Origin of the sequence: Roseivivax halotolerans (assembly GCF_900115815.1) — a bacterium.
GTDB lineage: Bacteria > Pseudomonadota > Alphaproteobacteria > Rhodobacterales > Rhodobacteraceae > Roseivivax > Roseivivax halotolerans.
Window position 1 is genome coordinate 419,362 of the sequence record NZ_FOXV01000001.1, and the last position, 26,473, is coordinate 445,834.

24 protein-coding genes and 1 tRNA gene are annotated in these 26,473 nt (G+C 59.8%); 13 read left to right on the plus strand and 12 right to left on the minus strand.

All coding sequences use genetic code 11. The features are described 5' to 3' along the window. The first annotated feature begins 16 nt into the window (after positions 1-16). The 4 genes from BM171_RS02090 (at position 17) to BM171_RS02105 (ending at position 3,904) form a co-directional block, all read left to right on the plus strand. Positions 17-751, plus strand: a complete 735-nt coding sequence (locus tag BM171_RS02090; protein WP_175497471.1) for a uroporphyrinogen-III synthase — start codon at positions 17-19, stop codon at positions 749-751. Positions 752-807: 56 nt separating this feature from the next. Continuing rightward, a complete protein-coding gene (locus BM171_RS02095) occupies positions 808-2,220 on the plus strand; it encodes a COG4223 family protein (protein ID WP_093009122.1) in 1,413 nt (470 codons plus the stop codon). A 10-nt stretch (positions 2,221-2,230) separates the two neighbouring features. Then, a complete protein-coding gene (locus BM171_RS02100; RefSeq protein ID WP_093009123.1) occupies positions 2,231-3,778 on the plus strand; it encodes a heme biosynthesis protein HemY in 1,548 nt (515 codons plus the stop codon). Positions 3,779-3,828: 50 nt separating this feature from the next. Then, positions 3,829-3,904 (plus strand) — tRNA-Thr (locus tag BM171_RS02105). Between the two features lie 12 nt (positions 3,905-3,916). On the opposite strand, the gene BM171_RS02110 is transcribed toward BM171_RS02105, so the two are convergent. Then, entirely contained in the window at positions 3,917-4,921 is a 1,005-nt protein-coding gene (locus BM171_RS02110) for an NAD-dependent epimerase/dehydratase family protein (protein ID WP_093009124.1), read from the minus strand. A 175-nt stretch (positions 4,922-5,096) separates the two neighbouring features. Between BM171_RS02110 and msrA the strand changes: the two genes are divergently transcribed. Then, positions 5,097-5,732: a peptide-methionine (S)-S-oxide reductase MsrA gene (gene msrA, locus BM171_RS02115; RefSeq protein ID WP_093009125.1), complete on the plus strand. Its 636-nt coding sequence runs from the start codon at positions 5,097-5,099 to the stop codon at positions 5,730-5,732. Here the strand turns inward: msrA and BM171_RS02120 are convergent. Beyond that, positions 5,729-6,610 (minus strand): ribokinase, encoded by an 882-nt coding sequence (locus BM171_RS02120; RefSeq protein WP_093009126.1) that lies wholly within the window; start codon positions 6,608-6,610, stop codon positions 5,729-5,731. The two genes, msrA and BM171_RS02120, sit on opposite strands and share 4 nt — an antisense overlap. A 27-nt stretch (positions 6,611-6,637) precedes the next feature. After that, positions 6,638-8,893, minus strand: coding sequence for an NADP-dependent malic enzyme (locus BM171_RS02125; protein ID WP_093009127.1), 2,256 nt, complete (start codon positions 8,891-8,893; stop codon positions 6,638-6,640). A 149-nt stretch (positions 8,894-9,042) separates the two neighbouring features. On the opposite strand from BM171_RS02125, the gene mutS reads away from it, so the two are divergent. Then, a complete protein-coding gene (gene mutS, locus BM171_RS02130) occupies positions 9,043-11,694 on the plus strand; it encodes a DNA mismatch repair protein MutS (RefSeq protein WP_245760158.1) in 2,652 nt (883 codons plus the stop codon). Here mutS and BM171_RS02135 read toward each other — a convergent pair whose 3' ends face one another. Together BM171_RS02135 and hrcA are read right to left on the minus strand one after the other, a co-directional pair. Then, positions 11,695-12,264 (minus strand): nucleotide exchange factor GrpE, encoded by a 570-nt coding sequence (locus tag BM171_RS02135; RefSeq protein WP_093009129.1) that lies wholly within the window; start codon positions 12,262-12,264, stop codon positions 11,695-11,697. A gap of 8 nt (positions 12,265-12,272) precedes the next feature. Continuing rightward, positions 12,273-13,337, minus strand: coding sequence for a heat-inducible transcriptional repressor HrcA (gene hrcA / locus BM171_RS02140; protein ID WP_093009130.1), 1,065 nt, complete (start codon positions 13,335-13,337; stop codon positions 12,273-12,275). Between the two features lie 110 nt (positions 13,338-13,447). On the opposite strand from hrcA, the gene rph reads away from it, so the two are divergent. Genes rph through hemW form a run of 3 tightly spaced genes read left to right on the plus strand, consistent with a single transcriptional unit; the run spans position 13,448 to position 15,937 of the window. Then, positions 13,448-14,161: a ribonuclease PH gene (gene rph / locus BM171_RS02145; RefSeq protein ID WP_093009131.1), complete on the plus strand. Its 714-nt coding sequence runs from the start codon at positions 13,448-13,450 to the stop codon at positions 14,159-14,161. Next, positions 14,158-14,769, plus strand: coding sequence for an RdgB/HAM1 family non-canonical purine NTP pyrophosphatase (rdgB, locus tag BM171_RS02150; RefSeq protein WP_093009132.1), 612 nt, complete (start codon positions 14,158-14,160; stop codon positions 14,767-14,769). The genes rph and rdgB overlap by 4 nt, the downstream gene beginning before the upstream one ends. After that, the gene (gene hemW, locus BM171_RS02155) at positions 14,732-15,937 is read left to right on the plus strand and encodes a radical SAM family heme chaperone HemW (RefSeq protein WP_093009133.1); all 1,206 of its coding nucleotides are present in this window, start codon (positions 14,732-14,734) and stop codon (positions 15,935-15,937) included. Before rdgB ends, hemW begins: the two co-directional genes overlap by 38 nt. Here the strand turns inward: hemW and BM171_RS02160 are convergent. From BM171_RS02160 to rho, 6 genes are read right to left on the minus strand one after another with little or no spacing between them, the layout of a single operon-like run. Next, the gene (locus BM171_RS02160; protein ID WP_093009134.1) at positions 15,921-16,829 is read right to left on the minus strand and encodes a ParB/RepB/Spo0J family partition protein; all 909 of its coding nucleotides are present in this window, start codon (positions 16,827-16,829) and stop codon (positions 15,921-15,923) included. The two genes, hemW and BM171_RS02160, sit on opposite strands and share 17 nt — an antisense overlap. 11 nt (positions 16,830-16,840) lie before the next feature. Next, a complete protein-coding gene (locus BM171_RS02165) occupies positions 16,841-17,650 on the minus strand; it encodes a ParA family protein (RefSeq protein ID WP_093009285.1) in 810 nt (269 codons plus the stop codon). After that, positions 17,643-18,254 carry a 16S rRNA (guanine(527)-N(7))-methyltransferase RsmG gene (gene rsmG / locus BM171_RS02170; protein WP_093009135.1) on the minus strand — a complete coding sequence of 204 codons (612 nt, stop codon included), beginning with the start codon at positions 18,252-18,254 and terminating at the stop codon, positions 17,643-17,645. Before rsmG ends, BM171_RS02165 begins: the two co-directional genes overlap by 8 nt. Next, positions 18,251-20,119 (minus strand): tRNA uridine-5-carboxymethylaminomethyl(34) synthesis enzyme MnmG, encoded by a 1,869-nt coding sequence (mnmG, locus tag BM171_RS02175; RefSeq protein WP_093009286.1) that lies wholly within the window; start codon positions 20,117-20,119, stop codon positions 18,251-18,253. The genes rsmG and mnmG overlap by 4 nt, the downstream gene beginning before the upstream one ends. 11 nt (positions 20,120-20,130) lie before the next feature. After that, positions 20,131-21,414, minus strand: coding sequence for a tRNA uridine-5-carboxymethylaminomethyl(34) synthesis GTPase MnmE (gene mnmE / locus BM171_RS02180; protein WP_093009287.1), 1,284 nt, complete (start codon positions 21,412-21,414; stop codon positions 20,131-20,133). A 20-nt stretch (positions 21,415-21,434) separates the two neighbouring features. Further along, entirely contained in the window at positions 21,435-22,706 is a 1,272-nt protein-coding gene (gene rho, locus BM171_RS02185) for a transcription termination factor Rho (protein WP_093009288.1), read from the minus strand. Positions 22,707-23,241: 535 nt separating this feature from the next. Here rho and BM171_RS02190 point away from each other — a divergent pair. From BM171_RS02190 to dnaQ, 4 genes are read left to right on the plus strand one after another with little or no spacing between them, the layout of a single operon-like run. After that, positions 23,242-23,841 carry a Maf family protein gene (locus BM171_RS02190; RefSeq protein ID WP_093009136.1) on the plus strand — a complete coding sequence of 200 codons (600 nt, stop codon included), beginning with the start codon at positions 23,242-23,244 and terminating at the stop codon, positions 23,839-23,841. Next, positions 23,838-24,671, plus strand: coding sequence for a shikimate dehydrogenase (locus tag BM171_RS02195; protein WP_093009137.1), 834 nt, complete (start codon positions 23,838-23,840; stop codon positions 24,669-24,671). Before BM171_RS02190 ends, BM171_RS02195 begins: the two co-directional genes overlap by 4 nt. After that, on the plus strand, positions 24,668-25,252 hold the full coding sequence (gene coaE / locus BM171_RS02200) for a dephospho-CoA kinase (protein ID WP_093009138.1): 585 nt from the start codon (positions 24,668-24,670) through the stop codon (positions 25,250-25,252). Before BM171_RS02195 ends, coaE begins: the two co-directional genes overlap by 4 nt. A gap of 2 nt (positions 25,253-25,254) precedes the next feature. After that, positions 25,255-25,944 (plus strand): DNA polymerase III subunit epsilon, encoded by a 690-nt coding sequence (gene dnaQ / locus BM171_RS02205; protein ID WP_093009139.1) that lies wholly within the window; start codon positions 25,255-25,257, stop codon positions 25,942-25,944. 3 nt (positions 25,945-25,947) lie between these two features. Here dnaQ and secB read toward each other — a convergent pair whose 3' ends face one another. Continuing rightward, entirely contained in the window at positions 25,948-26,466 is a 519-nt protein-coding gene (secB, locus tag BM171_RS02210; protein WP_093009140.1) for a protein-export chaperone SecB, read from the minus strand. Between the last annotated feature and the right edge of the window lie 7 nt (positions 26,467-26,473).

Consider the following 26,473-nt stretch of genomic DNA (forward strand, 5'->3'; position numbering starts at 1 on the left):
AATATCGGCGATGCACATGCCCGATCCTATCCTGCTACTGACCCGCCCTGACCGCGCTTCGCGCGGGCTTCTCAAGGCGTTGTCCGACGCGCGGATTCGTGCCGGGACCAGCATTATCAGCCCCTTGATCGAGATCGTCTATGCCGGACGTCTGCCCAAGATGCAGGCATATCGCGGCCTGATCTTCACCTCTGCACATGGGGTCGAAGCCTATCGTCGCGCGGGCGGTCCGCATCGGTCCGTTTGTTTCGCGGTCGGCACTGCAACAGCCCAGGCCGCGCGGCAGGCAGGGTTTCACCCCGTGACCGGCGATGGTGATGCAGAACGTCTGATCGCGGAGATCCTGGCACTCCAGACCGAAGGTCCGTTGCTGCATCTGCGCGGCCGGCACGGTCGCGGGGATGTCGCACGTCGCCTGACTTTGGCTGGAATAGAGACAGATGAAGCCGTGCTTTACGATCAGGTCGCGAAAGATATGAGCACAGAGGCGCAGAAGGCCCTGTCGGGGAGTCAGCCCGTGGTCGCCCCGCTCTTTTCACCGCGGACGGCTGAATTGTTCGCTGCGTCTGGTCCCATGACCTGTCCGCTTTACCTCGCTGCAATGAGCGATGCCGTCGCCGATCCGTTGCGGAAGCTCGACACGAAGGCTCTGATGGTTTCCGACGAACCAAGCGTGCCAGCAATGCGTCGCGCGGTCGCCGAACTTTTGTCTCGGGCGCAAGAGCTTGAGAGCCGAGGGGGAGGTAAGTAAGGTCGGCTTGACATGTACGCGCACAGTGCAGTGAAAGATTCGAAAGGTAGGGACAGTTGGCGAAATCCAGAAAGCCCAAGGGCCAGCCGGAAAAAGACGACGAAGCGACCGGCTCCGCGTCCGACCAGCCCCAGACCGTCAGTCCAGCCGATGACAGCCTTCAGGCAACGGACCAAACCGATACGATCGCGGCGACAGACGACAGCGATACAATCAGGGCGACAGAACCGGACAAGCTCGACGATACGGTCGAGGATAGCGTCAGCGGCACGCTCAACGACAGCGAGCCGAGCCCAACCGCCGACGACGAAATCGCCGAAGCGCCTGCCCTGACAGTCAGCGATCCCGAACCTACGCTCGACGGATCAGATACCGGGGATGACAGCCAGGCAGCCGATCGAACCGACAGCAATGACGATGGGTCCGCAATCGCCGATGGCGCGCCCGACCTCACGGAACCGCCGGTGGCGGGCGCCGCGGCACCCGTCGTGCATGAAAAGGTGATCGAACGGAAAGCCGGCTTCGTTCCGACATTCCTCGGAGGTATCCTGGCTGCGATCGCAGGTTTTCTTCTGTCTCAGTATGTCGGTGGCGATCTGTTCGGCAGCAACGACGAGTTCGCAAACGAAACGCGGTCCGCGCTTGAAGAACAAAGCTCCAATCTTCAAAGCCAGCAGGCCGGGCTAGACGCGCTTGGCGGGCGGATCGACGGGATAGAAACAGGACTCGCCGATATCGACCTTAGTTCGATCGAAACGGCGATTGCCGATCTGACCACGCGGACCGCCGATCTGGGAAAAACGGTCTCAGAACTCGCCGATCGCGTCAGCGCCGTCGAAGCTGCGCCCGTCCAGTCGGCTGCACCTGAAGCCGTCTCGGCCTTCGAGGCCGAGCTGGCCCGCATGCGGCAGGAGGTCGAGGAACTCGCGCAACAAGCCGTCGAGGCCGAGCGCGCGGCGGCAGCCCAGGCGAGCCGCGCCGACGTCAACGCGGCGCTGTCGAATCTGACCGCAGAGGTCGACGCGGGCCGGCCCTTCGCCGAAGCGCTCGTGCCCCTGCTAGATTCAGAGCTGGTCGAGGTGCCAGAGGCATTGACGAGCCAGGCGGAGGACGGGGTTGCAAGCCTCGGCGCGCTGCAAGACAGCTTCCCGGATGCAGCGCGGGATGCACTTGCCGCCGCTCGCGCCAGCGGAAGCGGCGAATCCTCCGGCAATCGCTTGTCCGGTTTCCTGGCCGAACAACTTGGTGCCCGTTCGGTCACGCCGCGTGATGGATCGAGCGCCGATGCGATCCTGTCACGCGCCGAGGCTGAATTGCAGAGTGGCGCGCTCGACGCCGCACTAAGCGAGCTTTCCTCTCTTCCCGAACCCGCGGCCGACGCCATGTCGGGCTGGGTGACGCGCGCCAATGCGCGGATCGAGGCACTTGCGGCGACGGAAGACCTCGCCGCGCAACTGAATTCGCAATAAGGGTCGCTTCATGCTCTGGTCACTCATCAAGATCGTCTTCTTCGTCGCCATCGTCGCGGCGCTGACCCTTGGCGCAAGCTACCTGATGGAAGCCGAAGGCGGCGTCCGTGTCACGGTTGCCGGCATGGAATTTACCTTTGGTGCGCTGCAATCGGTGATTGCCGCTGTTCTGCTGTTCGTCGCTGTTTGGGTCGTGCTGAAAATCGCCTCTTTTCTCGTGGCACTTCTGCGATTCATCAACGGCGACGAGACGGCGATCTCGCGCTATTTCGATCGCAACCGCGAGCGCAAAGGCTACCAGGCGCTGGGCGACGGTCTGACCGCGCTAGCCTCCGGTGAAGGCCGGGTTGCGATGGCCAAGGCCCAGAAGGCCGAGCGCTATCTGCACAAGCCGGAGCTGACCGATCTTCTGCAGGCTCAGGCCGCAGAACAGATGGGCGACCGCAAGAAAGCAGAGGAAGTCTATAAGCGCCTTCTCCAGAATGAAAAGACCCGCTTCGTGGGCGTACGCGGGATCATGAAGCAGCGTCTCGCGCAGGGAGATACGGAAACCGCGCTCAAACTTGCAGAACGCGCCTTCGCGATCAAACCAAAGCACGAGGAGGTCCAGGACACGCTGCTGCGTTTGCAGGCGCAGGAAAACGATTGGTCAGGGGCCCGCAAGACGCTGGCGGCCAAACTCAAGCACGGGAATATTCCGCGCGACCTCCACAAACGGCGCGACGCGGTTCTGGCACTCTCCGAGGCCAAGGACATCCTCGACGACGGCAAGGACATCGAAGCGCGCGAGGCGGCGATCAACGCGAACAAGTCCTCACCCGACCTCGTGCCGGCGGCCGCGATGGCCGCGCGCGGCTTCATCGCGGACGGTCGCAAAAAGAACGCGACCCGCCTTCTCAAGAAGACCTGGCTCGCGCAGCCTCACCCCGATCTTGCCGCAGCATTTGCGGAGATCGAGCCAGCCGAAAGCCCGACAGAGCGTCTGCGCCGATTCCGGACGCTGACGTCGCTCAACTCTGATCACCGTGAAACGAAGCTGCTGCTCGCGGAACTGCACCTTGCCGCCGAGGACTTCCCCGGTGCGCGCCGGTCGCTCGGTGATCTGTGGGAAACCTCGCCCGATGCGCGCGTTCTGACGATCATGGCCGCGATCGAGCGTGGTGAAGGATCGGACGATGCAATTGTGCGCGGCTGGCTTGCCAAGGCGCTGACCGCGCCGCGTGGTCCGCAATGGGTATGCGAGAGCTGTAACAACATCCAGACCGAGTGGTCGGCGATCTGCAACAATTGCGGCGCCTTCGATACGCTGAGCTGGAAAACCCCGCCGCGCACAGATGTTACCCTGCCCGCCGGTGCCGAGATGCTGCCACTTCTGGTCGGTCCCTCAGCGCTGCCCGAAGCGGATATCGCGGTAGTCGATCCCGCGGACGATGTGGAAACGGAGACAGCGCCCGCGACGCCCGAAACAGAAGAGTCATCGGGTGTATCTGAGACCCCGGAAGACGCGGAACAGGCTCCCGAAGAAAATACCGAGGAGCCGCGCGAAAAGGCATCCTGACCCCTTCCCATCCTCGGGAGGCGGTGCTAATGCCCGCGCACGGAAATTGGGCCGGTGTAGCTCAGCTGGTAGAGCACGTCATTCGTAATGATGGGGTCGTAGGTTCGAGTCCTATCACCGGCACCAGTTTCGGATCGCTTACTTCCCAGAATAATCGCGATACCACTCCACGAAGCGGGCAATTCCGTCGCGGAAATCGGTCTGGGGTCGGTAGCCGGTAAGGTTCTGCAAGAGCGTCGCATCCGCCCATGTGGCGGGAACATCGCCAGTTTGCATCTCCATCATGTTCATTTCGGCCTGTGTTCCGAGGGAGTCCTCGATACCGGCGATGAAATCCATGAGCTTCACCTTGTCGGAATTACCGATATTCACAACCCGGAACGGCGCGGCCGGGCTGAGCGTATCGCCTTCCACGCGGCTGTACTCTCCACCCGGGATCGCATCCATCAGAAGACGGATGCCCCGCACCAGGTCGTCGATATATGTGAAGTCGCGATACATCTCGCCGTGATTGTAGACGTCGATCGGTCGCCCATCGAGGATTGCGTCCACGAACTTGTAAAGCGCAAGATCCGGCCGCCCCCAAGGCCCATAGACAGTGAAGAACCGGAACATGGTCGTCGGAATGCGGTGAATATGCGCCCAAGCATGGCCCATGCTCTCGTTCGCCTTCTTCGTCGCGGCGTAGATCGTAAGCTGGGTATCGGCCTTGTCGGTTTCGGCGAAGGGCATTTCTTCGTTCGCGCCATAAACCGACGAGGTTGAGGCCATGAGGAGGTGCTGCACCTTGTGTCGCCGCGCCGCCTCCATCACCGAGAACGTCCCCATGACATTGGAGCTGAGATAGGCTTTCGGATTTTCGAGCGAGTAACGCACGCCCGCCTGAGCGGCGAGATGGACGATGACCTCGGGCTCGAAATCGTCAGCCGTCCTGTCGAACGCCTCCTGATCCTCGAGCATTCCCTCGGTCGCGGAAAAACCGGGCATCTGGTGCAGATGCGCGTGGCGCCGCTCCTTCAAACGCACGTCGTAATAATCCGTCATCCCGTCGAAGCCGCGTACCGTGTGACCCTCTTTCAGCAACAGGCGGCAAAGGTGGAACCCGATGAAGCCGGCGCTGCCGGTAACCAGAATACGAGTCATGAGAGCCTCTCAAATTCGTCTGTATCCTCCCTAAGCGGCGCAATCCCGCTTGGGAAGCCCGACATGGCCCATCGGATGACCAATGCCGCGGCATCATATCTCGGTGACTGCGCCATTCAGGATTTTGAAGGGACGGATCATCGTTCCATGTTGGAGTAAAGAACAGGAGGATGACATGATCCATAAAGCGAAACCGCTCTCTCTCGTGCTTGCAGCCTGCCTTGCGGCGCCTGCCGTGCAGGCCGCCGAGATCACGGTGGCAGGAGGATGTTTCTGGTGCGTTGAAGCCGATTTCGAGAAGGTCCAGGGCGTGTCCGAAGTGGTTTCGGGATATACCGGCGGTAACGTAGAGAACCCGACCTATAAGCAGGTCGTTGCAGGCGGAACCGGCCATTATGAAGCGGCAGAAATCATGTATGACGCCGATCAGGTCAGCCGCCCGCAGCTTTACGATCTTTTCTTCCGCTCCATCGACCCGTTCGATGATGGCGGGCAGTTCTGTGATCGCGGCGAATCCTATCGCCCGGCGATCTTTGTGGATGACGCAGAGGAACGCGCCGATGCCGAAGCCGCAAAGCGCCGCGCCGAACAGGAGCTCGGCCGTGAGGTGGTCGTGCCGATCCTCGATGCGAGCACGTTCTACGAGGCGGAAGACTATCACCAGGACTACTACAAGAGCTCCGAAAGAACGCTCACACGGTTCGGATATATCGACCGTTCCGACGCTTATGAGCGCTATCGGGACGGCTGCCGCAGAGATGAACGCGTGCGCGAAGTCTGGGGTGCGGATGCGCCCTTCGTCGGTGGTTAATGGCCCGGCCCGAAGCGGTCCTCGATGTCTTTCAGATCGGGGATCGCATCGGCAGTCCCCACGCGCGTGACCATGATCGCAGCCGCCTTGGCGGCTAGGTCGAGCGCCTGCCGCATCGGCTTACCTCGGTCGAGACCAGCCAGCAGAAATCCGGTGAACGTGTCACCAGCACCGGTTGTATCGACGGCGTTCGACGGGATTGCCGCGATGTCCGTCGCGCTTCCGCTATCCGTCTCGTACCATGTCGCGCCTTTTACGCCCCTCGTGACCACCACATCACGGATCGGCAGCGCTCGAGGCTCGAGCCCTGTCGCCTCGGCGAGCTGCGCCGCCTCGACGTCGTTGAGGATCAGGAGATCAAGAAGCGGCAACGCGGCTTTCACCGCCTCCGGATCGAACGGCGCGGCGGCGTAAGCCACTTGCAAGCCCCGCTGCGAAGCCAGCGTCGCGCCGGTGATCTGGGCATTGGTTTCGTTCTGGAACAGGAAGATGTCCGACGAACGCGCAGCAGAGAGTTGCTCGGCCAACGCAAGTTCCGAAATCGCGCGGTTCGCGCCGGGATAGAGAATGATCTGGTTCTCACCGGCGTCGTCTACGGCAATGATCGCGTGACCCGAAGGCTCGCTGCGCCTCTCGATAAGCCGCGTGTCGACTCCGTATTCGAGAAGCCGCTCGATCATCCAGCCGCCATCGGGACCGACCGCCCCGAGGTGGCGCACCTGGGCCCCTGCCCGTGCAATTGCGACCGACATGTTGGCGCCTTTGCCACCAAGACCGCGCGACATTTCCAAAGAGGCGAGCGTCTCTCCGGGTGCGGGCAGATGAGGCACGCGATAGACGAGATCGGCATTGATGGAGCCGAGATTCCAGATCGCCATACCGGCCTCCTCCGATTATCCGATAGCCTAGCCGACCTTGCAGGCCGCAAGCACAGCCATGTTCAGAATGTCGTTCGCCGTCGAGGCGGACGAACAGATCTGGATCGACTTGTCGACACCTGCCAAGATCGGACCGATGACCGTCGCGCCAGCCATTTCCTGCATGAGCTTGGTGGAGATCGACGCGGAATGGCGTGCCGGGACAACGAGGATATTTGCAGGGCCCGTCAGGCGTTGAAACGGATAATTGGTCTGGGTCTTGGGGTTCAGCGCCACATCCACCGTCATTTCACCTTCATACTCGAAATCCACGTTGCGCCGGTCAAGAACACGCGGTGCAACGTGCATCTTCTCGGCACGCTCGGACACCGGGTAGCCGAAAGTCGAGAACGAGACGAAGGCGACGCGGGGTTCGAGCCCGAGATGCCGGGCGATTCCAGCCGCGCGCTCAGCGATATCGGCAAGATCCTCCTCGCTCGGCCATTCATGAACGAGCGTGTCGCCGATCAGAACGATCCGGCCCTTGTGGATGAGCGCGGTGATCCCTGCCGCGCCGTCCTTCGCCTGTGCGTTGAAGACAGTGTTGATCCGCTCCATCACATGCGCCGATTTGCGCGTGGCCCCGGTGACGAGGCCATCGCCATGACCATGCGCCAGCATCAGCGCGGCGAAGACGTGCCGGTCGCGAGCAGCAAGCCGGTGAACGTCCTGGCGGTCCATGCCGCTGCGCTGGTTCCGCTGGTACAGGAAATCCTTGTAGGTCTCGAGATGCGACGTGTTGGCTGCATTGACGACCTCGATCTCCCGCACCGCATCGCCCAGGCCCGCAGCTTCGAGCTTGGCTTTCACATCGGCCTCACGCCCGACCACGAGCGCTGTGCCGAAGCCCGAACGCTGATAGGTGACCGCCGCGCGCAGTACGCGGGGGTCGTCACCTTCTGCAAATATCATGCGCGCCTGTGCCGCCCGCGCGCGTGCCGAGATGCCCCGGAGGATCGACGCGGTGGGATCAAGCCGCGTCTTCAGCGAGATCTCGTAAGCATCCATGTCGACGATCGGCCGCCGCGCTGCGCCGGTATCCATCCCCGCTTTCGCCACGGCGGGCGGAATGCGGTAAATCAGACGCGGATCGAACGGCGTCGGGATGATGTAGTCACGACCGAACGTGAGGTTCTTTCCATAGGCCATCGCGACCTCGTCGGGCACGTCCTCCCGAGCGAGCGCGGCAAGCGCTTCCGCACAGGCGATCTTCATCTCGTCGTTGATCGCCCGCGCATTGATGTCGAGTGCGCCGCGGAAGAGATAGGGAAAGCCGAGGACGTTGTTGACCTGGTTGGGATAGTCGCTGCGGCCTGTCGCAACGATGGCGTCGACGCGGACCTCATGCGCCTCTTCCGGCGTAATCTCCGGATCGGGATTGGCCATCGCGAAGATGACCGGGTTGTCGCCCATGCTTTCGACCATCTCGGGCGTCACGGCCCCCTTCACCGACACGCCGAGGAAAACATCCGCGCCCTTCATCGCGTCTTCGAGACTGCGCAGCTCCGTCGCGATCGCATGAGCCGATTTCCACTGGTTCATGCCCTCGGTTCGGCCCTGGTAGATCACGCCTTTGGTGTCGCAGACGATGCAGTTCTCGTGGCGCGCACCCATGCTCTTGAGAAGCTCGATACAGGCGATCCCGGCGGCCCCTGCCCCGTTCAGCACGATCTTCACATCTTCGATCTTCTTGCCGGAGATGTGCAGCGCATTGATGAGACCCGCCGCGCAGATCACGGCGGTGCCGTGCTGGTCGTCATGGAAGACGGGGATGTCCATCTCTTCCTTGAGGCGCTGCTCGATGATGAAGCATTCGGGCGCCTTGATATCCTCGAGATTGATCCCGCCGAATGTCGGACCCATCAGCTTGACGGCGTTGCAGAACGCGTCCGGATCTTCGGTATCGAGTTCGATGTCGATCGAGTTAACGTCCGCGAAACGCTTGAAGAGCACTGACTTGCCTTCCATCACCGGCTTCGAGCCGAGTGCACCGAGATTGCCAAGACCGAGAACCGCGGTGCCGTTCGAGATCACGGCGACAAGGTTGCCCTTGTTCGTGTAATCGTAGGCAAGCTCCGGGTTCTGGGCGATCTCCTCACAAGGAACGGCCACGCCGGGCGAGTAGGCGAGCGACAGATCGCGCTGTGTCGTCATCGGCACGGTGGCCTGCACTTCCCATTTTCCGGGTGTCGGCTCCAGGTGGAAGGCAAGCGCCTCTTCGCGGGTGTATTTCTGCCGTGCCATGATCCTGCCTCCTTGCCGTCCGGACGGGCTTATCGGACGCGACGTGGCCCCTCAACCGAGATAGCGCTATCGGCCCCGAATGACGGCTTTCGTCTTTTCCTAAAAGCAGGGCATGGATAGGTTCGCGAAGCAATGAATACGGGGGCTTCATGACCGCAGCTACGCCGATGATGGCGCAATATCTCGAGATCAAGGGGCGGTATCCGAACGCGCTTCTCTTCTATCGCATGGGCGATTTCTACGAGCTCTTCTTCGACGATGCCGCGGCGGCCGCCGAAGCGCTGGATATCGCGCTGACGAAGCGGGGCAAGCATTCGGGAGAGGATATCCCGATGTGCGGCGTGCCGGTTCATGCCGCGGAAAGTTACCTGCTGACACTGATCCGAAAGGGGTTTCGGGTTGCGGTCTGCGAGCAGCTTGAAAGCCCGGCGGAGGCGAAGAAACGCGGAGCCAAGTCAGTCGTGAAGCGGGATGTGGTGCGCCTCGTCACCCCCGGCACCCTGACGGAGGAGAGCCTCCTCGAAGCTCGCCGCCACAATTTTCTGGCGGCTTTGAGCCAGGTTAGAGACGAGTTTGCATTGGCCTGGACGGATATCTCCACCGGCGTTCTGCACGTGATGCCTTTGGCCGAAGCGCGGATCGGAGCAGAACTCGCGCGCCTGTCGCCAGCCGAAGTCCTGGTCTCGGAAGGCAGCGAGGACAGGCTGCGGCCGGTTTTCGAAGATATGGGGATCGAGCCGACGCCGCTTTCCCGCGGCTCCTTCGACTCGAGCTCCGCAGAGGCGCGATTGTTGCGCCTGTTCGGGGTCGCGTCGCTCGAGCCCTTTGGCAATTTCCACCGCTCGGAGGTCTCGGCGCTGGGTGCGATCGTGGATTATCTCGATATCACCCAGAAGGGAAAATTACCGCTGCTTCGGCCGCCGCGCCAAGATAGCGCCTCGAGGCTTCTACAGATCGATGCGGCGACGCGGAGGAATCTGGAACTGACACGGGGCGCCGATGGAACGCGGGCCGGATCACTGCTGTCGGTGATCGACCGGACTGTAACGGCAGGTGGTGCGCGGCTTTTGGAGCGCCGGCTCTCGGCCCCATCACGCGACCTTGCCCAGATCATCGCACGACACGATGCCATCGACTGGGCGCTGTCAAATCGGGATGTGTCTCTGTTTCTGCGCGATGCACTTCGAAAGGTGCCCGATATCGACCGCGCTCTGTCGCGCCTGGCACTCGATCGGGGCGGTCCGCGAGACCTGGCGGCTGTTCGTGCGGCGCTGGGACAGGCTCAGGATATCGCCGCCGGGCTTCCATCGAACGACTTGCCTGACCTCGTGCGGGACGCGGTTGCGGCACTGGCCGTGGAGACATCGCTTCTGCAATCCCTCGAGGAGGCGTTGGTTGCCGAGCCCCCACTCCTTGCGCGAGACGGAGGTTTCGTCGCGGACGGCTTCGATCCCGAGCTCGACGAGGCGCGGACGCTGAGAGACGAGGGTCGGAGCGTCATCGCGGGGCTTCAGGCGCGCTATGCGAATGAGACGGGCATCGGATCGCTCAAGATCAAGCACAACAACGTTCTTGGCTACTTCATCGAGACAACGGCGGCGCACGCATCAAAAATGATGGCCCCGCCGCATTCCGAGACCTTCATCCACAGGCAGACAACGGCGAACCAGGTGCGGTTCACGACTGTCGAGTTGTCAGAGCTGGAAACTCGCATCCTGAACGCCGGTGGCCGGGCGCTCGAGCTGGAAAAACGGCTCTATGATAGCCTGAAGTCGCAAGTTCTGGATGAAGCTGGGTTGTTGGGGGAGGTGAGTGCTGCCCTCGCTGAATGCGATCTTGCGACCTCGCTCGCCGATCTTGCCTCGGGCGAAGATTGGACACGGCCGCGCGTTGATGAGAGCCGCGCGTTTCACGTGGAACAAGGGCGTCATCCCGTGGTTGAGCGCGCACTGAGGTCACAGGGCGCGAGCGGCTTCGTTCCAAACGATTGCACGCTGTCCCCAGAGAAAGACGGCCCGGCGTTGGAGCTGCTTACTGGTCCCAACATGGCAGGTAAGTCGACCTATCTGAGGCAGAACGCGCTGATTGCCATTCTGGCGCAGATGGGAAGCTTTGTGCCGGCAAATACCGCGCATCTGGGACTTGTGAGCCAGATCTTCAGCCGGGTCGGCGCCTCTGACGATCTGGCGCGGGGACGGTCCACCTTCATGGTGGAGATGGTCGAGACGGCGGCCATCCTGAACCAGGCCGACAGCCACGCGCTGGTCATTCTGGACGAGATCGGGCGCGGCACAGCGACATATGACGGGCTGTCGATTGCCTGGGCGACGCTCGAACATCTGGCAGAGGTCAACCGGGTCCGCGGGCTTTTCGCGACGCACTACCATGAATTGACGGTTCTGGGTGGGAAGCTAGACGGTGTCAGCAATGCGACCGTTGCCGTAAAGGAATGGGATGGTGAGGTCGTCTTCTTGCACGAGGTCCGTCCCGGTGCCGCGGATCGATCTTATGGCGTTCAGGTCGCTCAGCTTGCCGGATTGCCGAAATCCGTTGTGGCGCGCGCGAAGTCAGTCCTCGAGGCACTCGAAAAGGGCGAGCGGGAGAAGACGACGCCCAAAGCCCTTATCGACGATCTGCCGCTCTTTTCCGTGGTCACCGCAGAAGCGGAACCCAGGAAAACAAAAGCCGCGCCATCCGAGGTTGAGGCGCGGCTTTCGGGACTGAACCCCGATGAGATGTCACCGAAGGAAGCGCTCGAGGCGCTCTATGAACTTCGCGCGCTTCTCGGAAACAAAGACTGATCAGCCCGGATTGGAGCTCACACCGACCTGGGCGGGCCGAAGCAGTCGGTCGTAGAGCATGAATCCTTCGGCGGAGACCTGGATAATATCGCCAGCCTTCGTTTCCGGCAGCGGCGCTTCGAACATCGCTTCGTGGATTTTTGGATCGAACCGATCCCCCACGGCGGGAGTGATGACTTCGATCCCGTGCTTCTTGAAGACGGACAGCAATTCTTTGAGCGTCAGCTCTACGCCTTCGAGAAGCGCCGCGGAAATCTGCTTCTGCTCTTCGTTTGCAGCGGCCAAGGCACGCTGAAGATTGTCATAGACCGGCAACAGATCGCGGGCGAGGCGCGTGGAGCCATACTGCTCCGCTTCGCGCCGGTCACGATCCGACCGCTTCCGGGCGTTTTCGGCATCGGCGAGTGCGCGCATGAATTTGTCGCGGTACTCGTCCCGCTCTGCCTCCAGCTCGGCGATGCGGTCCGCCTCGGTCGGTTCGGCGGTTTCGAATGCCTCTTCCTCTGCCTCGGCCTCTGCTTCGAGCGCATCAAGGTCGTCGAGGAAATCGTCGTCTTTGGGGTCTGCCATCGTTGTCCTCATTTCCGGTCGGACAGCAGCTTGCCGACCAGCTGTGCGGTGTAGTCGACGATCGGAACGATCCGACCGTAGTTTAGACGCGTGGGACCAATGACGCCCACCGCGCCGATTATCTTGCGATCCGAGTTCATATATGGAGACACGACCAGAGAGGAACCCGAAAGCGAGAAAAGTTTGTTCTCCGAACCAATGAAAATACGTACGCCTTCGCCATCTTCGGTCAATTCGAGGAACTCGGCGATATCGCGCTTTCGTTCGAGATCGTCAAAGAGCGAACGAATGCGTTCGAGATCCTCGTCCGGCACGTCCTCGCCTAGGAGATTCGCGCGTCCACGCACGATGAGCCGTTCGGAACGGTCGCTTTCCTCGGCCCAGACGGCAAGGCCTGATTCGACCATCTCATGCGCGAGCGAATCGATTTCCTGACGGCGGGCCGAGATGTCCTTGGCCACGTCGCGGCGCATATCGGACAGGGTTCGCCCCTCCACGATGGCGTTGAGGAAATTCGCGGCCTCGCGCATCGCCGATGGCGTCATGCCTGGCGGCGGCGTGAAGACGCGGTTCTCCACCTGACCATCATCGAAGACCAGCACGACGAGGGCACGTGTCGGCGCGAGAGATACGAACTCGATATGCCGGATCGGAGCCTCGTGCTTCGGAGTCAGAACGAGAGAGGCCCCTCGCGTGACGCCGGAAAGGGCCGAGCCCACACGATCGAGAAGATTGCCGACATCGTCAGTATTCGTGCCGAGCGTCGCGTCGATCCGGCTTCGGTCATTTGTATCGAGGTCACGGACCTCCAACAAACCATCGACGAACATGCGAAGGCCCATCTGGGTCGGGACCCGACCGGCACTGACATGCGGTGAATCGAGGAGGCCTAGATATTCAAGATCGTTCATCACGTTCCGAATCGTCGCGGCGGAGACCTTTTCGGAGAGTGTGCGCGTGAGGGTCCGCGATCCTACGGGTTCACCGCTTTCAAGATAGCCCTCGACGACCTGCCGGAAGACCTCCCGCGAGCGATCGTTGAGCTGGCTGAATAAGTTTGTGTCGTCCTGCATATTCAGTGAGATCCGGTCCCGACAAAAAACGACGTGATGACGGAGGTACATGGGGTTGCTGGCCCGGGCTTTGTCTCTGTATGCCCTAGCGCGAATGAAGGAGACCTCTCATGCGTCCATCTGGCAGAAACCTAAATGAAATGCGCGCGGTTTCAATCGAGACCGATGTCACGAAACACGCTGAAGGATCCTGCATGATCCGGATCGGCGACACGCATGTGCTGTGCACGGCAAGCATCGAGGATCGTGTGCCGCCCTTCATCAAGGGTTCGGGCCTTGGTTGGGTCACGGCCGAATACGGGATGTTGCCACGGTCCACCTCGAGCCGCATGCGCCGGGAAGCGACAAGCGGAAAACAGGGTGGTCGGACTGTCGAGATCCAGCGCCTGATCGGTCGCTCGCTGCGCGCCGGTGTGGATCGTGTTGCGATGGGCGAACGGCAGATCACCGTGGATTGCGACGTGATCCAAGCGGATGGCGGAACGCGTTGTGCATCCATCACGGGGGGCTGGGTCGCGCTGAAGCTTGCCGTGGCGAAATTGATGAAAGCAGGTGACATCGTGTCTGATCCGCTCGTCTCGCCCGTGGCCGCGGTCAGCTGCGGTATCTATGCAGGTCAGCCGGTCCTGGATCTCGATTACCCCGAAGACAGCGAAGCCGGGGTCGACGGAAACTTCATCATGCGCGGCGACGGTCAACTGATCGAGGTGCAGATGTCGGCAGAGGGTGCGGTTTTCTCGCGTGACCAGATGAGCGCGCTGCTCGATTTGGCCGAACATGGGGTTCGCGACCTGGTGGACGCGCAGCTCAAGGCCACCGGATGAGCCGGGCGTTCGAAGGAGATCGACTTCTCGTAGCAACTCATAACGCCGGCAAGCTTGAAGAGATTGCCGCGCTGCTGAACCCGCGTGGCGTGACCGTGGTCGGTGCTGCGGAGCTTGACCTCCCGGAGCCGGAGGAAACCGGCACCACCTTTGTCGAGAACGCCCGGATCAAGGCCCATGCCGCCGCACAGGCCACTGGTCTGCCGGCGCTTTCCGATGATTCCGGCATCGAGATCGACGCGCTGGACGGTGCGCCCGGTGTCTATACTGCCGATTGGGCTGAAACTGAGAATGGACGCGACTTCGTGAAGGCGATGACGCGAGCCCATGAGCTTCTTGTCAAGGGTGCTGCCCCTCAACCTTGGACAGCGCGTTTCTGCTGCACGCTGGTTCTGGCGTGGCCGGACGGTCATGACGAAGTTTTTCCCGGAGTGATGGAGGGCCAGGTGGTCTGGCCAATGCGGGGAGACCAAGGTCATGGATACGATCCGATTTTTCAGCCGACAGGTTTTGATGTGACGTTCGGCGAGATGGATCGCTGGAAAAAGAACGAGATCAGCCATCGCGCGGATGCGATGCGCAAGTTCCTGGACGGGTGTTTTGGCTGAGAACTGGGAGACAGGCGGTTTCGGGCTCTATGTCCACTGGCCGTTCTGTGAGGCCAAGTGCCCGTATTGCGATTTCAATTCCCACGTTACCCGCAGCGTCGATATAGAACGGTGGCGTGCCGCATTTATAGCTGAGTTGCACCGGTGCTTTGAAGCGGTCGGGCCGCGCAGGCTGAACTCGATCTTCTTCGGAGGCGGCACGCCGAGCTTGATGGATCCCGGCCTTGTCGCAGATATTATCGACACCGCGACCGGCTTCTGGCAGCCGATGCCGGACATCGAGATCACTCTGGAGGCAAACCCTCGATCGGTAGAAGCCGCGCGCTTTTCGGATTTTCGATCTGCAGGCGTCAATCGCGTGTCGATGGGGATTCAAGCTCTCAACGACCGAGATCTCGCGCGGCTGGGGCGGCTGCATTCCGTCGACGAGTCCTTGAGGGCGTTGGGCACTGCAAGAGAGGTGTTCGAACGTGTGAGCTTTGATCTCATCTATGCGCGGCAGGATCAGAGCCTTGATGACTGGCGGAATGAGCTGCGACGCGCCATGGATCTTGCCGGAGATCATGTGTCGCTCTATCAACTGACCATCGAACGCGGCACGGCGTTCTGGGAGCGGCAGAGGCGCGGCGCACTGCAGGGCTTGCCCGATGACGACAGAGCGGCGGACATGTTCGACGCGACCGATGAGATTTGCACGGCGCATGGGTTGAAACGCTACGAAGTCTCGAACCATGCAGTTCCAGGCGGAGAATCGCGTCATAACCTCGTCTATTGGCGCTATGGAGACTACATCGGGGTCGGTCCCGGAGCGCATGGCCGGCTGACGCTCAATGGCACACGGTATGCGACTGAGGCCTGGCGCAATCCCGGAGCTTGGCTGGACGCCGTAGAGCGAGGAGACGGAACACGAGTTTTGGACCGCCTATCGGGCTGGGATCAAGCTCTCGAATACCTTATGTTGGGTCTGAGGATCCAAGAAGGTATAGATATGGATCGTTTGCACAAATTTGATCCGCAGATCGCTACTCCCGAATTGTGCACGCCACTGAAAGATGCCGGGCTTCTTTGGCAAAGCGGTCAAAGGATCGGAGTGACCGATAGCGGTCAGCTCCTTCTGAATTCCGTCCTCGCGGAGCTTGTCCCGGACCAGGTCACCGAGACTGGCTGAGGATTGCGCAGAGCGCGTCAAGCTGCTCGAGAGTGTCGTAAGAAATCGTAAGCCGACCCGCTTCCGCCCCAGGCTTATGGTCGATCGCGACCTTCATACCGAGCGCCGCCGCGAGATCACCTTCAAGCGCGCGCGTATCGGCATCCTTCTCGAAGCCCATATCATCGGATCGCGTCTTGCGACGCGTCGTTCGCGTCTCGTCTTCCTTCGCAAGCGCTTCAGCTGCGCGCACCGAGAGGCCTTTGGATATGATGGTGCGTGCGAGTCCCGACGGATCATTCGCCGTAATCAGGGCGCGCGCGTGCCCGGCTGACAACTTGCCCTCGGACACGAAGGACTGAACATCCTCGGGCAGGTTCAAAAGCCGCATCAGGTTTGCAATGTGGCTTCGGCTTTTCCCAAGTGCCTCGGCCAATTGCTCCTGAGTATGGCCGAACTTGAACATCAGCTGACGATAGCCGGCCGCCTCTTCGATCGCATTGAGATCTGCGCGCTGGATGTTCTCGATGATCGCGATTTCGAGAACTTCAGTGTCGTTCAGCTCGCGAATTAGAACCGGCATCTCGTGAAGCTTGGCAATCTGAGCCGCTCGCCACCGCCGCTCGCCAGCAACGATTTCGTAGCGACCCGGCGCGTCGTTTTTCTCACGGACGATGATCGGTTGAATAATGCCCTTCGAACGAATCGAATTGGCAAGCTCCTGCAGCTGCTCATCGGTGAAGGATCGACGTGGCTGCTCGGGATTGGGCTCGATTTGCTCTATCGGGATCAGGCGGTCCGGTTGGCGAGGAGAAGGGGATTCCTGCGGGCCCGCCACGGACTGGGGTTCGACATCCGCCATCAGAGCGGACAGACCGCGACCCAGGCCCCGTTTTTCGCGTTTCTCTGCCATGCGAGCTCTCCTCAGGCCGCGTTTCTTTTCTTGGTGGACATCAGCTCGCGCGCCAAGGCGCGGTAGGCGGCTGCGCCTTTAGACTGGCTGTCATAGGTCAGGACCGGCATCGCATAGGACGGGGCTTCACTGACCCGGACGTTGCGAGGAATGACTGTACGAAATACGAGTTCGCCGAGATTGCTGCGCGCATCGTCTTCGACTTGCTGCGATAGATTGTTCCGCGCGTCGTACATCGTCAGCACGATTCCTTCGATGCGCAGGTTCGGATTTGCACTTTGGCGGACTTCACGAATCGTCATCATCAGCTGCGACAAACCTTCCAGTGCGAAGAATTCGCTCTGGAGCGGCACGAGCACGGAATGAGAGGCAACCATGGCGTTGACTGTCAAAAGGTTCAGGGATGGCGGACAGTCGATCAAAATGAGGTCGAAGCCGAATTGATCGATATCTTTCTGTCGCAGGGCATCATGCAGCAGAAAGCTTCTTTTCTCATTGGAGATAAGCTCGATGTCTGCGGAACTGAGGTCCACCGTTGCGGGGATGAGCGACAGGTTTTCGATCTCGGTGGTCTGCACCACCTCTTCCAGTGGGATATCATCGAGCAGGAGCTCGTAGCTCGTATATTCACGATCCGTCGGTTCGATACCCAGGCCGGTCGACGCATTGCCTTGGGGGTCGAGGTCCACGACCAGAATCCGCTGGCCCTGCTCTGCCAGCGCGGCGCCGAGATTGATGGTTGTCGTCGTTTTTCCGACCCCGCCTTTCTGGTTGGCGATAGCTATGATCTTGGGGCTTTTCGGGCGCGTGAGATCAGACACGACGAGCATCTCCGATGATGACGATGGCGGATGAGGGGTCTGTCTTGCTTGTAACGGCCTCGTAGGTGAATGACCACGTCTGGGACGCTTCTTCGATCTCTTTTTGCCAGTTGGCACCTTTGGGAAACACCATCTTGCCCGCATTTGAAAGGTGGGGCGCGGCATAGTCGAGAAGAGATGAAATGCTTGCCAATGCGCGTGCGCTCACGGTGTCAGCACTTTGAGGTTCGAGCGCTTCGATGCGAGAAGCTTTCACCTGCGCGTTGAGCCCGTGCTCACGGATTGCGGTTCTCAGAAAAGCTGCTTTTCGATGATCACTTTCAACGAGGACGAAGCGCAATTTCGGGACGTGCGTCTTCGCTGCGATCGCCAAGACAATAGCGGGATAGCCGCCGCCACTTCCGATATCGAGCCAACGACCCTCGCTTGGAAGACACGGGACAAGCTGAAGGGAATCGAGGATGTGACGTTCCCAGATATGAGCTTCAGAGCTCTTGGAAATGAGATTGATACGCTGTGTCCATTTTTTCGAAAGCGCCTCGAAGCGCTCTAGCTCTTGCAATGTTTCACGTGAAACATCGCCGACACTCGCAAACGCGCTCATGCCGTTTTTACGCGTTGAGCCTGTCTCAGCTTGGCAAGAATTAAGCCGAGAGCCGCCGGCGTCACCCCCTCGATTCGGCTTGCCTGACCCAAGCTGGCTGGACGCGCCGCCGAGAGCTTGGCCTTCAATTCATTCGACAATCCGTCGAGGCTTCCAAAGTTGAAATCTACCGGGATGAGTGCGTCTTCATCCTTCTTCATAGCCGCAACATCACGTTCCTGCCTTTTTATATAATTCGCATAAAGCGCCTCACGTTCAAGCTGGGCGCGACACTCGGCATCAATGTCAGATAGCTCAGGCGCGACGTTGATTAGAGTGTCGAAATTGACCTCTGGAAAGGCAAGGAGCTCGAAAGCGTCTCTTTTATGTCCATCTTTTCCTGCAGCCACACCGTTGTCCCTCAACTCAGACGGCCGCAGAGAATGGGTCTTCAGGCGCGATGTGGCACTCGCGAGGCGTCTCGACTTGTCCTCGAAAACCTCACGCCGCTCTCTACCGACCAAACCCCATTCTACGCCTTTCGGCGTCAGGCGCTGGTCCGCATTGTCGGCACGGAGGAACAGCCTGAACTCTGCGCGCGACGTAAACATGCGGTAAGGCTCCATCACACCGCGTGACGTCAAATCATCAATCATCACACCGATATAGCTATCGGTGCGCGAGAAGGTGACATGCGGTTCCGCACGCGACGTCCGGGCAGCATTCAGACCGGCAACCAGACCTTGAGCGGCGGCCTCTTCGTACCCGGTTGTTCCGTTGATCTGCCCAGCGAGAAAGAGACCGGGAACATCCTTCACAGCCAAAGAAAGGGTCAAGGCCCGTGGATCGACGTAGTCGTATTCAATTGCATAGCCTGGCTGCAGAATTTCAGCACTCTCAAGACCCACGATGCTATGAATGTAATCAGCCTGGATATCTGCGGGCAACGAGGTCGAAATTCCGTTGGGATAGACCGTGGTGTCATTCAGACATTCCGGCTCAAGGAAGATCTGGTGCGAGTCCTTCTCGGGAAAACGAACAACTTTGTCCTCGATCGACGGGCAGTATCGCGGGCCGACACCGTCAATATGTCCGCCATACATCGCCGATTTGTTCAGGTTGGCCCGGATGATCTCGTGCGTTTTTCTGTTGGTATGCGTGATGCCACAAGCGATCTGCCTCGCCTTCGGTTTTTGCGAAAGGAACGAAAACATTACCGGCTCATCATCGCCCGGCTGCTGTTCGAGCCTGTCCCAATCGATCGTTGCTCCGTTCAACCGAGGCGGGGTACCCGTCTTGAGACGACCGAGAGGGAGTTCGAAGCCGTCCATTCGTTCAGCAAGTTTAGTGCTGGCCTGATCGCCCATCCTGCCAGCACTGTAGGATACATCGCCAATATGCACAGTGCCGCGAAGGAAGGTGCCAGTCGTCAATACAACTGAACCCGACCGCAGAATACGCCCATCGGCTAATTCCACACCACACACGGCTCCATTCTCTACGACAAGGTCGACGACCTCCGCGAAGATAAGATCGAGATCCGGCTGCTTCGCGAGTTCGGATTTCATGTATGTACGGTAGAGCGCCCGGTCCGCTTGGGCGCGCGGACCCTGAACGGCCGGCCCCTTGCGGCGGTTCAGGAGACGGAATTGGATTCCGGCGTTGTCCGCCACGCGAGCCATCACACCATCGAGCGCGTCTATCTCACGGACGAGATGTCCCTTACCCAGACCACCGATCGCAGGATTGCAAGACATCACCCCGATGTCGTTTTCCCGCATCGTAATCAAAAGAGTGTGCGCGCCAGCCCGTGCAGACGCATGCGCTGCTTCCGCACCTGCATGACCCGCGCCGATGACTATCACATCCGCATCTCGATGTTTCACGTGAAACACTCCTACTTTCCGAGACAGAAGTTCGCGAAGACTTCATCAAGTACAGCCTCCACATCAACTTGACCAATGAGAATTTCAAGCTCTCGGATAGCTGAGCGTAATTCTTCCGCTGCAAGGTCGTACTGGTCAGTACCAATGTTCAGAAACCTTGCAGAATTTTCGAGCAACACCGTCGCGCGCTCAAGCGCCATCCGATGCCGTTCCCGGGTCACCAAGCCCCCATCTGTGCTTCTTTCTTTCAGCCTGTCCTGGATTGCAGTGACAACGCGGTCCACCCCGTGCCCGTTAAGCGCCGATATCGCCGTAGGATCTTTCGAGAGGTCGCCCTTGGTGGCGAAGACGAGATCACTATCGCGACGCGGTACATCGGGAAACGTGCCGGTATCGGACAAAAAGATCCGAAGGTCCGCTCTATCGCCACGTTCCAACGCACGCGCAACGCCGAGCGCTTCGACCTCGTCCTCGGTTTCCCTGACACCGGCAGTGTCGATCAATGTCACCGGCAGACCGCCAAGATCCATCCTCACCTCGATCACGTCGCGGGTCGTCCCGGCTATATGCGAAGTGATCGCCGCATCCCGACCCGCAAGGGCGTTCAGCAACGTCGATTTACCCACATTTGGCGCACCAATGATGGCGACGTCAAAACCGAGCCGCAGCCGCTCTGCCGCGCCGCTCTTTTCCAACTCCTCGCCAATTTCTTTCGAGACGCGCCCAATGAGGTCGGAAACCTCGTCGGACACATCTTCCGGCACCTCTTCATCAGCGAAGTCGATGACAGCCTCGAGAAGCGATGCCGCCCGGATTAAATTCACGCGCCATTGACCCACCTTTTCGCCAAAGGCGCCTTCAAACACGCGCAATGCCTGGCGCCGCTGTCCCTCGGTCTCGCTTTCGATAAGATCAGACAGCGCTTCGACCTGCACAAGATCGAGACGTCCGTTCTCCAAGGCGCGCCGGGTAAATTCGCCCGGCTCCGCGAGCCGAAGCTCCGGCAGCTTGCCGAGCTCGGCGAGAACAGCGCGGACAATCGCGATGGATCCGTGAAGATGAAGCTCGGCGACACGCTCGCCCGTGAAGCTTTTACCGTCCTCGAACAGAAGGACCAGCGCCTCATCGAGAACGCCTCCTTCGGAATCCAGGATCTTTCGAAGCGCAGTTTTCCTGGGCGCCGGTAAATCAACCCCCAACGCTGTTACCGCGGACCATGCCGAAGTCCCGGATATACGTACAACCGCCAGTCCAGATTTCCCCTCGCCCGTTGCGAGGGCGAAGATCGTATCCATCATGACTGCCCGCCTCGTGATTAGGTATTCATCGAATCGAAGAACTCGGAATTCGTCTTGGTCTGCTTCAACTTGGACAGAAGGAATTCGATCGCGTCCGTCGTCCCCATCGGGTTGAGGATCCGGCGAAGTACGAAGGTTTTCTGAAGATCGCCCTTGTCGACCAAGAGCTCTTCCTTCCGAGTACCGGACTTCAGAATATCGATGGCCGGGAAGACGCGTTTATCTGCGATCTTCCTGTCGAGAACGATCTCCGAGTTGCCCGTCCCCTTGAATTCTTCAAAGATCACTTCGTCCATCCTGCTGCCCGTATCGATCAGCGCGGTCGAGATAATGGTCAGGGATCCGCCTTCCTCGATATTTCGCGCCGCGCCGAAAAAACGCTTCGGCCGTTGGAGGGCATTGGCATCAACGCCACCGGTCAAGACTTTCCCCGAAGACGGAACGACCGTGTTGAAGGCCCGGCCCAGACGCGTAATCGAATCGAGAAGTATGACGACGTCGCGCTTGTGTTCGACAAGGCGCTTGGCTTTCTCGATGACCATTTCGCTGACCGCTACGTGACGCGTCGCCGGTTCGTCAAAGGTGGAGGAGATGACCTCGCCCTTCACGGAGCGCTGCATATCCGTGACCTCTTCCGGCCGCTCATCGATCAGAAGGACGATCAGGTAGCACTCGGGATGATTCTTCTCGATAGAACTCGCGATATTCTGCATCAGAACGGTCTTACCCGTCCTTGGAGGCGCAACGATCAGGGAGCGCTGCCCTTTTCCGATCGGGGCGACGAGATCGATGATCCGGGCAGAACGGTCCTTGATGGTCGGATCCTCGATCTCCATTTGTAACCGCTCATCCGGATAAAGCGGCGTGAGGTTGTCGAAGGCAATCTTGTGACGCGCGCGCTCGGGCAGTTCGAAATTGATTTGCGTGACATCCATCAGCGCGAAATAGCGCTCGTTATCCTCAGGCGCCTTGATCTGGCCCTCGATCGTATCTCCCGTCCTGAGCGAGAATTTACGGATCATATCCGGCGACACATAGATGTCGTCCGGGCCCGGAAGATAATTCGCCTCAGGCGACCGAAGGAAGCCAAACCCGTCTTGGAGCACTTCAAGCACGCCATCGCCGTAGATATCCCAGCCTTCATCAGCCCGCTCTCGCAGGATCTGGAACATCATCTCGCCCTTACGCATCGTCGACGCGTTCTCGATCTCAAGCTCTTCGGCGAGCGCAAGAAGATCCTTCGGCGATTGTGCCTTGAGATCGGACAGGTTGAGTTTTTCAAGGTTCATGCAGACAGCGATGCGTGGCGGTAAGCGCCACAGCATTCCTTAAGATAGATCATGGGAAGTCCTGACCGGGACCGGTCAGAGACCCTGCTAGTCCCGGACGCTGTCCGTGTCAATCTGCCGAGAGATTGGCTGGGCTCATGATCAGCACAAATATAATAAGGTATTAAGAAAAGATGAAGTTTGATGAAGGCATCGCATCTAGCTGGGGATACTTGGCTTACCCACCCAATATCCACGTGATCAAGCTGATGGTACAAAACATTGGAGAAGTAGAGAAAGTTGGAAAGAAGAAGAATATTTATAATGATAACATAGGCTTAAAGGGGATCTACGTATGGAGTATTGTGGATAAACCCGTGCACTAAACGTTTCTTTCACAAGCATGACCTGAGACCGACTTATCCTGCCCCCAACAGGCATGACAGGCCTGAAGGATCACAAGAACCTTTGAATTCATCCCCGGCTTGAACAAGAAGTACTTTTTGAACAGAAGGATCCGCACGAAGATACATGTCTCTTTCAGACGGTTATCCACATGCATCGTGACCTCGTTCTGGCCTCTGCCTCCGAAATTCGATCCCGGTTGCTGCACCAGGCGCGTGTGACCCATCGAATCGTGCCCGCGCGGCTTGATGAAGATGCGATCCGGGAAAGCCTCGCAGCGGAAGTGGCCCCGGCGCGCGATGTCGCCGACACGCTGGCCGAGATGAAAGCCCGGAAAGCTTCGGATAAGGAGCCGGACGCGCTTGTTCTGGGGTGCGATCAGGTTCTCACCCACGCGAACACGATATTCGGCAAGCCACAGACCCGCGATGAGGCGCGCTCGCAACTCATGGAGCTTCGCGGGAAAACCCACATGCTCCTCTCCGCTGCGGTTCTCTATGACGCGGGTGAGCCTGTCTGGCGTCATATCGGTCAAGTACGCATGACGATGCGAAACTTTTCAGATGCGTATCTCGACGAGTATCTTGAGCGAAACTGGGACAGCGCCCGCGACTCGGTCGGCTGCTACAAGCTCGAGGAAGAAGGCGCACGGCTCTTCGCGCAGGTGCAGGGCGATTACTTTTCGGTTTTGGGTCTGCCTCTTCTCGAACTCCTGAACTACCTTACGCTCAGAGGAGACCTGCCCGGATGACCGCACAGCGCATTCCCCTGGCCGGCGTTATAGGCTCGCCGATCGCGCATTCGCGCTCTCCGCGGCTGCACGGCCATTGGCTTCGCAAGTACGGTATTCAGGGCCATTACATTCCGATGGATGTGCCGTCAGACAAGCTGGCTGACACGTTGAAACTCCTGCCCCAGCTTGGGTTCGTGGGTTTGAATGTGACTATCCCCTACAAGGAAAAGGTTCTGGATCTTGCCGATCTCGTGACAGATCGCGCCGCCCTGATCGGAGCCGCAAACACCCTTATCTTTCGGAAAGATGGCCGCATCCATGCCGATAACACAGATGGATATGGCTTTCTTGAGAACCTGCGGCAGAATGCGGATGGATGGGTGCCGCAAGCCGGCCCGGCCGTCGTCTTTGGCGCCGGTGGCGCGGCGCGAGCCGTTCTCGCTTCGCTCCTCGATGCGGGCGTGCCAGAGATCGTCCTGACCAACCGGACCCGCCACCGCGCAGAAGTGCTTGCTCAAGACCTGGGTACCCGCGTCCGGGTCGTTGACTGGGTCCGGGCTGGCAACGTGCTCGACGATGCGGCGACCGTGGTGAACACGACCTCGCTTGGTATGGTCGGTCACCCAGAACTGCGCGTGCCTCTCGATGGTCTGAACACAAAATCGCTCGTGACCGATCTCGTTTACGCTCCTCTCGAAACCCGGCTTCTGCGCGTCGCCTCCGAAATGGGATGCCAGACAGTCGACGGTCTGGGCATGCTTCTGCATCAGGCCGTGCCCGGCTTCGAGCGTTGGTTCGGGCATCGCCCCGAAGTCGATGAAGCAACGCGCGCGGCTGTCCTGCGATGACGTTCAAACTTGGACTGACAGGCTCCATTGGTATGGGCAAGACGACGACGGCTGGCCTTTTCGCTGAGGCGGGATGCGCAATTTGGGACGCGGATGCAGCCGTCCACCGACTTTATGCCAAAAACGGCGCAGCGGTGGAGGCGATGTCATCCGCTTTTCCGAAAGCGATAGAGGATGGAGAGGTCTCCCGAACGGCCTTGCGCTCGATCATCGCCGAGGATCCGTCCGCTCTCGGCCGGATTGAGAGCATCGTGCATCCCTTGGTGCGTCAGGATCGGGAAAACTTCACGCGCAGAACAGATGCCCGCATCGCCGTTTTCGACATCCCGCTCCTTTTCGAGACTGGCAGCCAAGCCGAGATGGATGCGACGGCTTGCGTGTATGTTTCACGTGAAACTCAAAGACGCCGTGTCCTGGAGCGCGGCACGATGAACGACGCGGATTTTGAGGCGATACTCGCCAAGCAGATGCCGATCGAGGACAAGCTAGATCGTGCCGACTTCACGATCCGAACCCACGATCTTGAGACCGCGCGACAGGACGTGCAAACTGTCCTCACCGAGATAGAAAAACGGCTCTGACCATGCGCGAAATCGTCCTTGATACCGAGACCACCGGCTTTGACCCGCAATCTGGTGATCGTATCGTCGAGATCGGCGCGGTGGAGCTTTGGAACCACGTCGCGACCGGCCGAACCTATCATCAATACATCAATCCCGAACGTGGCATGCCGCAGGAAGCGTTCGAGGTTCACGGCCTCGGCGACGACTTCCTTCGTGATAAACCGGTCTTCGCCAAGATCGCGGATGATTTCCTCGCCTTCGTGGGCGATGCGAAGCTCGTCATTCACAACGCCGCGTTCGATATGAAATTTCTCAATGCGGAGCTTGGCTGGGTCAATCGGCCGAAACTGCCGTGGGACCAGGCGATCGACACGCTCGACATCGCGCGGCGAAAATTTCCCGGCAGCCCGGCTTCCCTCGACGCGCTTTGCCGGCGCTTTGGAATCGACAATGCCTCCCGTACCTTGCACGGCGCGCTGCTCGACAGCGAAATTCTGGCGGAAGTCTATCTTGAACTGATCGGCGGCAAGCAGCCTGATTTCGGCCTCACCGCCGGACAGGGATCGGGCCCCTCTGTCGCCGCCGAAGCTGATTGGCGGCCCTATCGCCGGCCGGATCCCTTGCCGCCCCGGATCACGGACAAAGAAAAGGCGGCACATGCCGCCTTCCTTGAAACACTGGGCGAAAATGCCCTCTGGAACCGCAGCTGACGATTACGCCTGACCTTCGGCTGGCTGCGATGCCTGTGCCTGCTGGCGCCGCTGGATTTCCGCGCGGTAGAGCGCGATAAAATCGATCGTTTCGAGATTCAGCGGCGGAAAGCCCCCGTCCCGCGTCACGTCCGCGACGATCCGGCGCGCGAACGGGAAAAGCATGCGTGGGCATTCGATCAAAAGAAACGGGTGCAGCTGGTCGTCGGGAACATTTTCGACTTGGAATACGCCAGCATAGTCGAGCTCCAGCAGGAACAGCGTATCGCCGGTCGCCTTGGACTTGTTCGTGATGTTGAGCTTCATCAGAACTTCGTACTGGTTCTCGGTCTGCCGCTTGCGCGCATCAAGGTTGACCTGAACCTGGATATCCGGCTGCGTTTCTCCGGTCGCGCCCTTCTGGGCCAGCACGTTCTCGAACGACATATCGCGAATGTACTGGGCGAGCACGTTCATCTTCGGCTGGGCCGGCGGCTGCGCGGCGCCGTTGCCTGTTCCTTCGTTGGTTGACGCATCGCTCATCGGCAAT

What these genes read in the sequence shown, in the direction of transcription:
- hrcA (WP_093009130.1), bottom strand. Translation starts at nt 13,337, where the DNA reads ATGCAGGACGACACAAACTTATTCAGCCAGCTCAACGATCGCTCGCGG.
- BM171_RS02100 (WP_093009123.1), top strand. Translation starts at nt 2,231, where the DNA reads ATGCTCTGGTCACTCATCAAGATCGTCTTCTTCGTCGCCATCGTCGCG.
- rph (WP_093009131.1), top strand. Translation starts at nt 13,448, where the DNA reads ATGCGTCCATCTGGCAGAAACCTAAATGAAATGCGCGCGGTTTCAATC.
- BM171_RS02125 (WP_093009127.1), bottom strand. Translation starts at nt 8,893, where the DNA reads ATGGCACGGCAGAAATACACCCGCGAAGAGGCGCTTGCCTTCCACCTG.
- BM171_RS02120 (WP_093009126.1), bottom strand. Translation starts at nt 6,610, where the DNA reads ATGGCGATCTGGAATCTCGGCTCCATCAATGCCGATCTCGTCTATCGC.
- BM171_RS02190 (WP_093009136.1), top strand. Translation starts at nt 23,242, where the DNA reads ATGCATCGTGACCTCGTTCTGGCCTCTGCCTCCGAAATTCGATCCCGG.
- BM171_RS02090 (WP_175497471.1), top strand. Translation starts at nt 17, where the DNA reads ATGCCCGATCCTATCCTGCTACTGACCCGCCCTGACCGCGCTTCGCGC.
- coaE (WP_093009138.1), top strand. Translation starts at nt 24,668, where the DNA reads ATGACGTTCAAACTTGGACTGACAGGCTCCATTGGTATGGGCAAGACG.
- dnaQ (WP_093009139.1), top strand. Translation starts at nt 25,255, where the DNA reads ATGCGCGAAATCGTCCTTGATACCGAGACCACCGGCTTTGACCCGCAA.
- hemW (WP_093009133.1), top strand. Translation starts at nt 14,732, where the DNA reads ATGCGATGCGCAAGTTCCTGGACGGGTGTTTTGGCTGAGAACTGGGAG.
- rsmG (WP_093009135.1), bottom strand. Translation starts at nt 18,254, where the DNA reads ATGAGCGCGTTTGCGAGTGTCGGCGATGTTTCACGTGAAACATTGCAA.
- mutS (WP_245760158.1), top strand. Translation starts at nt 9,043, where the DNA reads ATGACCGCAGCTACGCCGATGATGGCGCAATATCTCGAGATCAAGGGG.
- rho (WP_093009288.1), bottom strand. Translation starts at nt 22,706, where the DNA reads ATGAACCTTGAAAAACTCAACCTGTCCGATCTCAAGGCACAATCGCCG.
- msrA (WP_093009125.1), top strand. Translation starts at nt 5,097, where the DNA reads ATGATCCATAAAGCGAAACCGCTCTCTCTCGTGCTTGCAGCCTGCCTT.
- BM171_RS02195 (WP_093009137.1), top strand. Translation starts at nt 23,838, where the DNA reads ATGACCGCACAGCGCATTCCCCTGGCCGGCGTTATAGGCTCGCCGATC.
- BM171_RS02110 (WP_093009124.1), bottom strand. Translation starts at nt 4,921, where the DNA reads ATGACTCGTATTCTGGTTACCGGCAGCGCCGGCTTCATCGGGTTCCAC.
- BM171_RS02135 (WP_093009129.1), bottom strand. Translation starts at nt 12,264, where the DNA reads ATGGCAGACCCCAAAGACGACGATTTCCTCGACGACCTTGATGCGCTC.
- BM171_RS02160 (WP_093009134.1), bottom strand. Translation starts at nt 16,829, where the DNA reads ATGGCAGAGAAACGCGAAAAACGGGGCCTGGGTCGCGGTCTGTCCGCT.
- secB (WP_093009140.1), bottom strand. Translation starts at nt 26,466, where the DNA reads ATGAGCGATGCGTCAACCAACGAAGGAACAGGCAACGGCGCCGCGCAG.
- mnmE (WP_093009287.1), bottom strand. Translation starts at nt 21,414, where the DNA reads ATGGATACGATCTTCGCCCTCGCAACGGGCGAGGGGAAATCTGGACTG.
- rdgB (WP_093009132.1), top strand. Translation starts at nt 14,158, where the DNA reads ATGAGCCGGGCGTTCGAAGGAGATCGACTTCTCGTAGCAACTCATAAC.